Annotated in this window: 8 protein-coding genes; 4 read left to right on the forward strand and 4 right to left on the reverse strand. The window is 43.9% G+C overall.

The features are described from left to right. On the forward strand, positions 1 to 2,202 hold a 2,202-nt coding region (locus ACO1R6_RS09650), incomplete at its 5' end, for a PspC domain-containing protein (protein ID WP_486264265.1). A 163-nt stretch (positions 2,203 to 2,365) separates the two neighbouring features. On the opposite strand, the gene ACO1R6_RS09655 is transcribed toward ACO1R6_RS09650, so the two are convergent. The 3 genes from ACO1R6_RS09655 to mce form a co-directional block, all read right to left on the reverse strand. Next, positions 2,366 to 3,778, reverse strand: coding sequence for a CCA tRNA nucleotidyltransferase (locus ACO1R6_RS09655; protein ID WP_486264267.1), 1,413 nt, complete (start codon positions 3,776 to 3,778; stop codon positions 2,366 to 2,368). Positions 3,779 to 4,435: 657 nt separating this feature from the next. Then, positions 4,436 to 5,149, reverse strand: a complete 714-nt coding sequence (locus tag ACO1R6_RS09660; protein WP_486264269.1) for a glycosyltransferase — start codon at positions 5,147 to 5,149, stop codon at positions 4,436 to 4,438. Positions 5,150 to 5,391: 242 nt separating this feature from the next. Further along, a complete protein-coding gene (mce, locus tag ACO1R6_RS09665; protein ID WP_486264271.1) occupies positions 5,392 to 5,793 on the reverse strand; it encodes a methylmalonyl-CoA epimerase in 402 nt (133 codons plus the stop codon). A gap of 129 nt (positions 5,794 to 5,922) precedes the next feature. On the opposite strand from mce, the gene ACO1R6_RS09670 reads away from it, so the two are divergent. The 3 genes from ACO1R6_RS09670 (at position 5,923) to ACO1R6_RS09680 (ending at position 8,189) form a co-directional block, all read left to right on the forward strand. Continuing rightward, positions 5,923 to 7,137: an IscS subfamily cysteine desulfurase gene (locus ACO1R6_RS09670; RefSeq protein WP_486264272.1), complete on the forward strand. Its 1,215-nt coding sequence runs from the start codon at positions 5,923 to 5,925 to the stop codon at positions 7,135 to 7,137. 158 nt (positions 7,138 to 7,295) lie between these two features. Continuing rightward, positions 7,296 to 7,709, forward strand: coding sequence for a Fe-S cluster assembly scaffold IscU (gene iscU / locus ACO1R6_RS09675; RefSeq protein WP_146904268.1), 414 nt, complete (start codon positions 7,296 to 7,298; stop codon positions 7,707 to 7,709). Between the two features lie 153 nt (positions 7,710 to 7,862). Next, a complete protein-coding gene (locus ACO1R6_RS09680; protein ID WP_146904265.1) occupies positions 7,863 to 8,189 on the forward strand; it encodes a HesB/IscA family protein in 327 nt (108 codons plus the stop codon). Positions 8,190 to 8,364: 175 nt separating this feature from the next. Here the strand turns inward: ACO1R6_RS09680 and ACO1R6_RS09685 are convergent, their stop codons facing one another. Next, positions 8,365 to 11,694, reverse strand: a complete 3,330-nt coding sequence (locus ACO1R6_RS09685; protein ID WP_486264273.1) for a UTP--glucose-1-phosphate uridylyltransferase — start codon at positions 11,692 to 11,694, stop codon at positions 8,365 to 8,367. Between the last annotated feature and the right edge of the window lies 1 nt (position 11,695).

Here is an 11,695-nt window from a genome sequence, read left to right on the forward strand (position 1 = left end):
TCTTCAGACAATACCTATACCGGGGGAGCTTACAACCATACCGTGCCCCCGCGTAACTTGCACCGCGACTTAAAACATAAGGTAATTAGCGGGGTAGCCGCCGGTATTGCCAATTACCTGAGCATCGACCCTATTTGGGTACGGATAGCATTTGTACTTTTAACCTTTTTGTTTGCAATTCCGGGTGGTTTTCCGGCCGGTTTGGTAGTGGTTATTTATATCCTTTGCTGGATATCTTTCCCGAAGAGTTACGACTTACCCGAAAATACCAATAAAAAGCTTTTCCGGAACCCCGACGACAAAAAACTAGGCGGCGTGGCCAGCGGTATGGCTTTGTATTTTGGCTTAGATACTAACGTGGTTCGGTTAATATTCCTGATTTCGTTTTTAGTAGGCGGTTTTGGCTTTCTGTTGTACATCATTCTCTGGATAGTTTTGCCCGAAGCCTCTACCATAACCGATCGGGTACAGATGCAGGGTAACCCGGTAACTTTATCGAGTATAGAAGATTCTTTAAAAACCAACCTGCGCATGAAAGACGAAAACGGACAGGAAAGTTCTTTTGCCCGCGCTATTTTATTGCCCGTCCGTTTTGTAGCTCAAGCTCTAAACTTTATAGCACGGGTACTGGGTCCGATTATATCGTTTGTAGTTACTTTAATCCGGATAATGGCGGGCGTTTTGTTAATGCTGATTGCCGTAGCCTTTATTTTTATTTTGGTTTTAATGGCTGCTACTGCTTTAAATATTATCGATGGTTCAGCTTTTATTCCTACGGATGTGCCGTTTGCCTTATTTACCAGTACTTACCCCAAATATGGCATAGTAGCCGGCTTTTTGGCCAACTTTATACTTTGTTTGTTTTTTTTAATAATGGCTTTTGGTTTATTACTAAAACGCTTTTACCTGCGGCCGGCTCTGGTCTGGTCTTTATTTGCCATCTGGATTGTAAGCTGCTTTATACTGGGTCTTTCGGTAGCACAGTTCTTGCAAAACTTCCGTGAAAGCGGCGAGTTTGTCGAGCAAAAAGATTTTCCAGTAGAGCCTTACCAAACCGTTTTGTTAAAAAATGCCCGCTATAATAATTCTTTCCGCCACGGCGCTACCGATGTAGAAGTAGAAAGTTATACCGGCAATACCGTAAAACTAATTCAAACTTTTCGGGCCAAAGGCCTTACCGAATCGGCAGCCATCCGGAATGCCCACATGATCAGTTACCGGGCAGAGCAAAAAGACTCCGTTATTACCCTGGATAATCAGTTCAGCTTTAAGCCCAATGCTATCTGGCGGGAACAAAATTTATCGGTAAAATTATTATTGCCCGAAAGTAAAACTTTCCGGATTTCTGAAGAATTTGCCTGGCTATTGCCTTCGGCCTCTTTTGACCGTAATTACAACAATGCCGAACTGAGCCGCTATTTGTGGCAGGTAAAAAACAACCGGTTTATTTGCCTTAACTGCCCGGCACCCGATACTACCATTACCCCTGTAACCAACGATGTAGCCTGGAACGATGAACGCACCGTGTTACAATCGCCGTTGGGCAACGAAGATGAATACGGTACTAGCACCCGTAATTTCAACTTTCAGGATTTTCGTACCCTGCGGGTAAGCGGCGCTTACCACGTAAAAGTAAGACCAAGTAACCGGTATGCCGTTACCGCCCGTGGCGATCAGGAAAGTTTAAACAGCCTGGAAATTACGCGGGATGGCCAGGAGTTGCGCATTAAACCAAAACGCGAAGGCTTCGGAATATCGTTTAAAAACCAGGAACCAATTTTAATTATTGTGGAGATGCCCGAGCTTACCGGCCTGGATTTATCTGGCGCAGTAAAAGTTGATGCCGCCGGGTTTTCGGGCAATAGTTTTAAGTTAAACGGTTCGGGCGCAGTAGAAACCGCTTTGGCCATCCGGTGCCAGGAACTAACAATTGATATGAGCGGCGCTTGCGAAAGCAGGTTGGCGGGTAGCAGCGAAAAACTTAAATTAGAAGCCTCGGGCGCTTGCCAGGTGCGGGCTACTAACTTACGCGCCATAAATGCCGACATAGAATTATCCGGTGCCTGCAGTGCCAATGTGTTTGTTACTAAAAATTTGCAAGCCGATATTTCGGGCCCCAGCCACCTTACCTACAAAGGCAAACCAACCAACGTAGAAGCCGAGCAATCCAGTATGGGAACTGTAGAAGAAGAAACTGAATAGCGCAAGGAAACGGAATAGTTAATTTTACACGCAGTTAAACGAAAGTAAGCTCAGGCTTACTTTCGTTTTTAATTATAAACCTAAGTAAACCGGCACATTGGATTTTAATAACCTTCCCCAACTGTCCGAGAAAAGAATACGAAAGGCTGTACCAGAATCTAAACTAAACAGGTTTAAAACCCAAGCGCTGGCCGGTATTCAGTAAAAAAGCAAAAACTTCTTCGTACTCGTTCCGGATTTCTCCTTCCAAAATAGCTTCGGTAATGGCTTCCTTTAAAATACCTACTTCTTTAGACGGTTTGAGGCCAAAAGTTTGCATAATAATTTCGCCGGTAATAACCGGCTGAAAATTGCGGAGTTTATCGCTTTCTTCAACCTGCCGGATTTTTTCTTCTACTTTGGTAAAATTTTGTAAATATCGTTTTACCCGATTATGGTCTTTAGAAGTAATATCGGCGCGGCATAATTGCATCAGGGCATCAATGTCTTCGCCGGCTTCAAATAATAAGCGGCGGATAGCCGAATCGGTAACGGTTTCTTTTACCAACGCAATGGGCCGCAAATGTAACCGGACAAGTTTTTGCACAAACTTCATGTGGTCGTTCAGGGGCAATTTCAAATCTTGAAACAGCCGGGGAACCATACGGGCGCCTTTGTCTTCGTGGCCATGAAAAGTCCAGCCTACTTTGGGATGATAGCGCTTCGTATCGGGTTTGGCAATATCGTGCATAATGGCGGCCCACCGCAGCCATAGATCATCAGATACTTTGGCTACATTGTCTAAAACCTGCAGGGTATGGTAAAAATTATCTTTATGTGAGTTACCGTTTACGGTTTCTACACCTTGCAAGGCTACCATCTTAGGAAAGATAAGTTGCAGCAAACCCGCCTGAAACAATAATTTAAACCCGTACGAGGGCGTTTCGGCCTGAATAATTTTATTCAGTTCATCAATAATCCGTTCTTTCGATACAATCTCGATGCGGTGTTTGAGCGCTATTATGGCATCAAATGTATCGGGATCAATGTCGAATTTAAGTTGCGTTGCAAACCGGATGGCGCGCATCATGCGCAACGGATCGTCGGAGAAAGTAATACCGGGTTCCAGCGGGGTCCGGATATTTTTACGTTTTATATCCTGCAGACCATCAAAGCGATCAATTAAATGGCCAAAATCAGTTTGGTTTAAGCTTATGCCCAAAGCATTAATGGTAAAATCGCGCCGTTTTAAATCATCTTCCAAAGTACCTGCTTCTACTTCGGGTTTGCGCGAATGCTGGCGATACGATTCTTTGCGGGCGCCCACAAATTCTACTTCCCAATCGCCGGCGCGCAGCATAGCCGTACCAAAATTTTTAAATACCGAAACTTTGGGTTTGTTGGGTAACGCTTGCGAAACGGCCTCGGCTAAGGCAATACCGCTCCCCACGCAAACCACATCTATGTCTTTAGAAGGCCGTTTTAAAATTAAATCCCGTACATAACCACCAATAACGTAAGTTTCTACCCCTAGTTTAGCAGCCACCTGGGCAATTATCGAAAATATTTCCTGGTTAGGGAGTAGCGTATCGCCCATGTAGTTTCTTTCAGTATTAGCTAATAAAACGCAAAGGTACGCAAGAGTAAGAGGCAAAAAAAAACTATCCGGCGACTTTAATCTTTAACGCTTCGAACGAAATTTAAGCCAGCATCCATAATGGTATAGTTCTAATTAGCAAACTTATGAATTAATTCAGCAGCTTTAGAACCAGCTAAAAAGTACCTGCTTTCTTTTTAAGAACCGACAAGATAGATATTGTATACAAATTTTATTACCGGGTACAATCTCATAAATACTTAAATCGCAAGGTTTAATCATGAGTTCATCAACTACCATATTCACCCCATTAACAAGAGCTTTGATTTTGTTTTGGGGTTTAAAAGTGTAAATTCAAACTGAATATTTGCCTAATCATTAGATATTTCTACTCCATCAGAAATCTTCAATATTATTCCTTCTATGATATTATATTCATTAGTATACTGCACAAATTCTAAGAACTTAATGGGTGCTTTGTGCTTAAGTTGCTCCAAAGAGAAAAATCGCATTCCTGTTTATGTGTAGTAGCATGCGATAATATATCCTGGGCTATTAGTGCTCCTTTATCAAATATAAAACTGATAAAAACGAGGTCACTAGATAATTATCTAGCTCTGTTAAAAACGATATAGTTTGAGATATCTTAAACCTACGTCATTTGTATAGCTTTAGAAAAAGCTTTACAAAACTGGTACTTTCGGCAATTAATATTTTTAAATCAAACTTCCGAAAAGTTATACCTTGCCGCAATACTACCGGTACTGGTTTTAGCTTAATGGAGGTATCTTTGGCAGCTAAATAAATAAATTCTAAATCAAACAAATAGCGGTTGATTTTAGTTTTTAAAAATATTTCTTTCCCTTTCTGATTAAATCCTTTTATACCGCATTGGGTATCGTTGATAGGCAATCGGAAAATTTTCCGGTTCAGGAATTTTAATATTTTTGAAAGAGGTGCCCGGTTGCCAGACATTTCCAGGTAATAATCGTTATTGCGTACACCGGCTGCTACGGCAAACTGCTCTACCACAATAGCGTTATAAATTTCTACAAAGCTTTCGGTTTGATAAGGAAAATCGACATCGGTATAGATGCAAAAATCGTGCGGTGCAAACGCAACCCCTTTCCGCAAAGCGTAGCCCTTACCCTGGTTAACTGCATAAGGCAGATAGGTAAAATTCCGGATAGCACTTTTAAGTAAACTTATATCGGCTGGCGTTATACCCTGCGTTGACCCATCATTTACCAAATAAAGAAATATCTCGGTGTGGTTAAATACTTGTTCTAACTCTTTTATTTGTTGCACTACCGTTGCAGCCCAGTTAGGCAAGGGGTTATAACAAGGTAAAACAATATCTAACTGCTGCACTAACTACGGGTAAATAACTATTTTAAAGGTTTAGGGCAAAGTTAATTATTTCTACCTATCAAAAGCTTTTTACTTAGCTGGTAATTATGGTACTGGTTAATTCAAGGTTTTATTACAGAAATCTCTCCGATTAGTTAACATAGCTAATAACCAGAAGTAACTTGTTTTTACCCAATGCCTACATAAAATAATGTACTGCCAGCAATAATCCTGAATAGCCCCATACCCAACAGCTCAGCAGTTTATTTAATTTCCTGACAAAGCTCAATTAACACACCGTTGGCACTTTTGGGGTGTACAAAACATACCAGTTTATTATCCGCGCCGGGTTTGGGTATATCGCTTAGTAATTTAAATCCTTCTTGTTTTAAACGCTTCATTTCGGCCAGTATATCTTCTACTTCAAACGCGATATGATGAATACCCTCCCCGTGTTTCTCCAGGTATTTTGCAATGGTACTGTCTTCGCTCAGGGCTTCCAATAATTCTATTTTGCTTTCGCCTATTCTAAAAAAGGAGGTCGATACCTGCTCCGACTCTACCACTTCGGTTTTATAGGGCTCCTTACCTAACAGTTTGTAAAACAAGTTGTTTGCAGAACTAAAATCTTTTACAGCAATACCAATATGCTCAATCTTCTTCATGTTGAATAATTCTAAACAAGTATATAATTTTCGTTTATTATTGTGTATTTTTGCGCGGTAAATAAAACTATTACCAATATTAAGGTGTTTTTAAAACACAATAATCCGCATTAATTTTAAGGAAATCTTATGTTAAAGTTACCTATATATCTCGATAACAACGCCACCACACCCATGGACCCACGGGTATTGGAAGCGATGATTCCGTACATGACCGAGCATTTCGGGAATGCTGCATCCCGCAACCACCCGTTTGGCTGGGCCGCCGAGGAGGCCGTTGATTATGCCCGCGATCAAATTGCCGCTTTAATAAACTGTAATCCCAAAGAAATAATTTTCACCTCTGGTGCTACCGAATCGGACAACCTGGCCATTAAAGGCGTGTTTGAAATGTATGCATCCAAAGGCAACCATATTATTACGGCTACCACCGAACACAAAGCTGTTCTGGACACCTGCAAGCACATCGAGAAACTGGGCGGCAAGGTAACTTACCTGCCCGTTGATGCCGAAGGCTTAATTAACCTGCAAGAACTGGAAGCCGCTATTACCGACAAAACCATTTTAATTGCCATCATGTACGGCAACAACGAAGTGGGTGTTCTGCAACCACTCCGGGAAATATCGGCTATCGCTAAAAAACGCGGCATTTTGTTTATGACCGATGGTACCCAAGCCGTAGGTAAAATTCCGGTAGATGTGGAGGCCGACGGCATTGACCTGATGGCCTTTACCGCGCATAAAATGTACGGACCAAAAGGTGTTGGCGCTTTGTACGTACGCCGGAAAAACCCACGAGTTAAAGTTACGGCCCAAATGGATGGCGGTGGCCACGAGCGCGGTATGCGTTCTGGTACGCTTAACGTACCCGGTATTGTGGGTTTAGGTAAAGCTTGCGAGTTGGCCCGCCTGGAAATGCAACGCGATATTGAGCATACTTCCCGTCTGCGCGACCGATTAGAAACAGAGTTATTAAAAATAGAAGAATCTTACGTAAACGGTTCACGCGAACACCGCCTGCCGCACGTTACCAATATTTCCTTTAAATACGTGGAAGGTGAAGGCCTGATGATGGGCGTGAAAGACTTAGCCGTTTCTTCTGGTTCGGCTTGTACTTCGGCCTCTTTGGAACCTTCTTACGTGTTAAAAGCTTTAGGCTTAAGCGACGACCTGGCACACTCTTCGTTGCGCTTTGGTTTAAGCCGCTTTACCACCGACGAGCAGATTGATTACGCCATCAGCCACGTAACCGAAGCGGTTAATAAGTTGCGTGAAATGTCGCCGTTGTGGGAAATGTTTAAAGAAGGCATCGACCTGAACTCAATTGAGTGGGCTGAGCACTAATATTTAAACTAGAAATTACGAATTAGAAATTAGAAATGGTGCTGGTTAATTAACTTAATTTATTCATCAGCAATTATTTAAATAAATCATTCTAATTTGTAATTCGTATTTCTAAGTAATTCATAATTTTTAATTTCAAATTTTTAATTGATAAAGAAATGGCTTATTCAGATAAAGTAATTGATCATTACAGCAACCCACGCAACGTAGGTACGCTGGATAAATCTAAAGCCAATGTTGGTACTGGCTTAGTTGGCGCCCCTGAGTGTGGCGACGTAATGCGTTTGCAAATTGAAGTAGACGAAAACCAGGTTATTACCGACGCTAAATTCAAAACTTTTGGTTGTGGTTCTGCCATTGCGTCATCTTCATTGGCCACCGAATGGTTAAAAGGCAAATCTATTGACGATGCCTTGTCTATCGATAACATGGAGATTGTAGAAGAGTTAGCTTTACCGCCGGTAAAAATTCACTGCTCGGTATTAGCCGAAGATGCGATTAAAGCTGCTATTAACGACTACCGGGTAAAAAACGGCTTACCGGCCCTGGAAGAAGCGAAAGCGCACCACTAACAAAATTAATAACCCATCCGGGTTATTTAACGCAGAAAGCAGACTAGCCCCTCACCGGAACTTGGTCTGCTTTTTGCAATTAATATTTTAAAGAAAGAAGCGGCAATATTGACGTTTATTTAATCCAAACCTGCTTCCTAAAATTGCAAAGCCATGATAACAGTATCAGATTTAGCCAAAGAAAAAGTAGAAAAGCTAAAAGCCGATGCCCAACTGACTGATAATTTCCGTTTGCGCGCCTCGGTAGCCGGTGGTGGCTGCTCTGGCTTATCTTACAAACTCGACTTCGACGATGAAGTAAAACCGATGGACCAGGAGTTTGAAGACAAAGGCGTAAAAATTGTAGTAGATATGAAAAGCTTTTTGTACCTGGCCGGCACCGAACTCAAATTTTCGGATGGTCTGAACGGAAAAGGCTTTTACTTCGATAACCCTAATGCCTCGCGTACCTGCGGTTGCGGCGACAGCTTCTCGGTATAATTTCAACTTAATAGAATATTCCTGTAGTAGTACAGGATTAAAAATTTAAGTAAAGCTCTGGCATTTAAAAAGGCCAGAGCTTTTTTGTTTTGGTGCTAGCTGTTACAGAAGCTTAAGCAATAAAAAAGCTGCTCCTGAAATTAAGAGCAGCTTTTTAAAGAAGTTTATCTAAATATTAAAAAGTACAAAGGGCGGCAATATAATCTTTACTGCCATCGGTAACCCAGGCATCTAGTTGCGCCGGGTCTTTCATTTGCCGGCCCCTTAACCGTGGCACGGCTATATAGCCACACTGGATATCGGTCAAGCCCGACATATCGCTCCAGAGCTTTTCTATTTGGGCAACTGGGTAAATATCTTCCTGACCGTGCCCCCAGCGGTATTTCACATCTTTAATGGTAACGTAGGTTGGCATCCGGTGCGCTACTTTACGTACTGCCTTGGCTAGTACCGCCGCTTCACCTTTTAAATCCTGGCGAGTAAGGCCAAATAAGGCCAATAACGGATCTACCTGAATCCAGGTGGTCATGGTGTTGTAGTAGCTTAGGTTTAGTTCGTCTTCTTCGCGGGGCTGGGCTAAACCTTCGAGTAAACGTACATGGCCGTTTACGCGGGCTAACCCACCCCCACGGTCCTCTATGCGGCGCGGCACTACCTCAAACGTCAGTACGTTACCCGATGCCAGGTGATGCCCCAAAGCGGCCGGGTTCACATCAGCACCTAAGGTATCAATATTATGCAGCATAATGGTTTCTACCTGTGGATTCTCGTCGAGGAGTTTAGCTAAAGTACCGTTACGCAGTAGGTTCGATACTTCGTACCAATGGCCTAGCGGTGAGAAACGTTGCGAGGCAATATTATCGACGTAATCGGTACCTTCGCCTTTGCCTTTGGCCCAGTTAATCATGGTTCGGCGCACCGCCTCCCGTACTTTCTGCTTGTTTTCGTCGAGGGTTTCCTGTGGCATTTCTTCCCACATAAAGCGCAAATCACGCTCCATCGGTACAAATCGCTGTCCGATAGAACGCCCCGGGGACAAGTAAACTGGTCCATTGTACCCGAAATTACCGGTTTGACTTAGTTTTTTCTCGATGGGTTTATGCGTGAGATAACTGGTAGCTACCAAATGCGGAATAACAGCCTGATATTTCTCGCCTACAGTGCGGGTTTTAGCCAAATGAATTTCCAGGAAGCTGCGGTGCACACCGTCAATTTCTACAAACGGGTTCAGGGCCTTAATAACCCCAGCTCCTTTTGTCCAGCGGCTACCTACCCCGGCGGCCAAACTTAATACCCCTACTTTGCTGGCTTTAATAGCGTTTTCGCCAATATTTGTTTCGGCGGTTAATTCTTCCAGTTGCACCACATCGGTTGGGCGCACATCTTCAATGGTAGTTTCGGCGTGCAAGCGGTTACGCGATAAGCCAATGCGGCCTTTCTGTAGTTCTTCCCTTATTTCTTCGTGCTGAATAAAATCGAAGCCGTTTTCTTTTTTAATCCGGTCCGCTTTTTCGTTTTCGTCGCTGCGGTTGCTTTGTGAGGACGGATCAGATACTTTAAACAGGTTACTCACAATGGTACGCAGAAGCGGGTACGCCAGGTGATGCTGCTCGGCTAAAGTCGTAAAATGATCAATTTCGGCCCGCCGGATGTACGAAATGGCATTGGGGTCTTTGCGGACCAGTTCCGACACATGAATACCATAATATTGCTCCGGCATCAGGGCTTCTGTTCCTTCGTGTAAGGTAGACCAAGTGCCACGCTGGTTAATGCGCCAGTTATACACTACCGGTTCCATAGCAAAAGGCAAGGCATCCGATAGTTCAGCTTTAGTAGTACGGAGTAAATCCAGCACCCGCATTTTATAATGCTCGTACTTTTCCGGGTTCACAAACATACCCATACCGCCGCCCGACATGCCACCCAGCATCAGGAAACCGTAGTAATCAGCGCCAAATTCTTTTTTAGCTTTGGCAATAATTTGTTCGGTAAAATAAGTAGATGCCCACGGAATAATGGTTTTAATCGGGTACTCCCAGTTACGGGCCGTATTCGCACCTAACTTCTGAATATCGCCTTCTTTTAAGGCCCCCAAAATATTATCGAATATTTGGTTCGTCTGCTGACGGGCTTCCCATTCCCTTTCGCCGCGGAGCAGGTACTTTTCGGTAACCATTTCCAGGATAGGCCCTACGTTAGACGCCATACCCCCGTGCATCAGTACCAGCGAGTTAGTTATTTTATTGGAAATTTCCGGGTGAATATCTTCGCCCTGTAATACCCGGTGCCGCGGTAATAAAGTACCACGGCTGATACCGGCTTCGGGGTCTCCTTCCTGAGCAAATGTACCATTAATGGCTTTGATGCCGGGCCAAACGCCGCCGGAATCCTGCCAACCGCCACCCGAACCACCAATCCATTCACCCAAGATGGCCCGCGAGGCGACTAAACGGCGCTCGCTTTCTTCCAGGCCACCTACCAGGTTTTTGGTCTGGCCGGTTGCCCGCATGAGTAAGCTGATGATGGAGCCTAATAAATTAGTAGATACCGCAAAACGCGAGCCCTTCGGAATGTCGTTTACTTTGGTTACCACCTCAATGCCCATGCCGGGCGCCACCATGCGGGATAATATTTTCTCCAGCGATTGGTTGGTGCCTTCGAAAGAGGGCGGAATTAAGCCCGAAGCAATTACGCCGGCTTTTACCAAACTCAGGTAATCGTTACCGAAGTTAAATAAATCGGCCAGGTCGCGAATATCTTTGGTGGTGTTCAGATCGATGCTGGTGAGGCGCAGCACCGGTTCTTCGATAACCCGGATATAGGTTTGCAGAGGTGGTTTAATATCCTTATCGCGGCCAAATACCCCTAAATCAATCGATATATTGATAACCCGCGCGCCTTCGGGGTAATCCATGCCCAAAAAGAAAATATCGGACCAGCCACTGTGGGTTAAGTCCATGCGCACCGAAGTTTGTTCTTCCAGCACCGGGTAAAACAAGCTGTTTTCGGCTCGTTGCAGTAGTTTTGGGTGAATTTTAATCGGGTGCTCGTCCTGGTGTCCTACCCGGAACATCCACTGGTTACCTTTGCTGGAGCGTACACTTTTCCGCACCTGGTCGGCCAGAATCTGGAAAGACAAATGGTGGTAGCTATCGGCGAGGCCGCTAAACAAAGTAGCATTGGGGCCGTGCTGCTTTACTTCCTGCAGAAAAGTAGTAATTGCCTGCTCAAACCGCCGACCCAATAAATCTTCGAACCCGGCGTAAGGAATTTTACCGGTAGCGGGTACGTCTTTGGCTTCCATCAGGAAGAATCGGTAACCCGAGTATAGGAACAGAATAGCCCGTACTTTTTCGTACAAATTAGGCGTAGTTTTCCGAAAATCATCTAACTCCTGTAAAGCCCGGAATAATTCTGCGGAAGAAAACGCCTGAGCCATTTGGTAAAAAGAGCGGTTTCTAACTTCCGGGTCGGGCGAGGTAATGGTATTTATAAAAATATTCATG

This window comes from Adhaeribacter sp., from assembly GCF_057359045.1.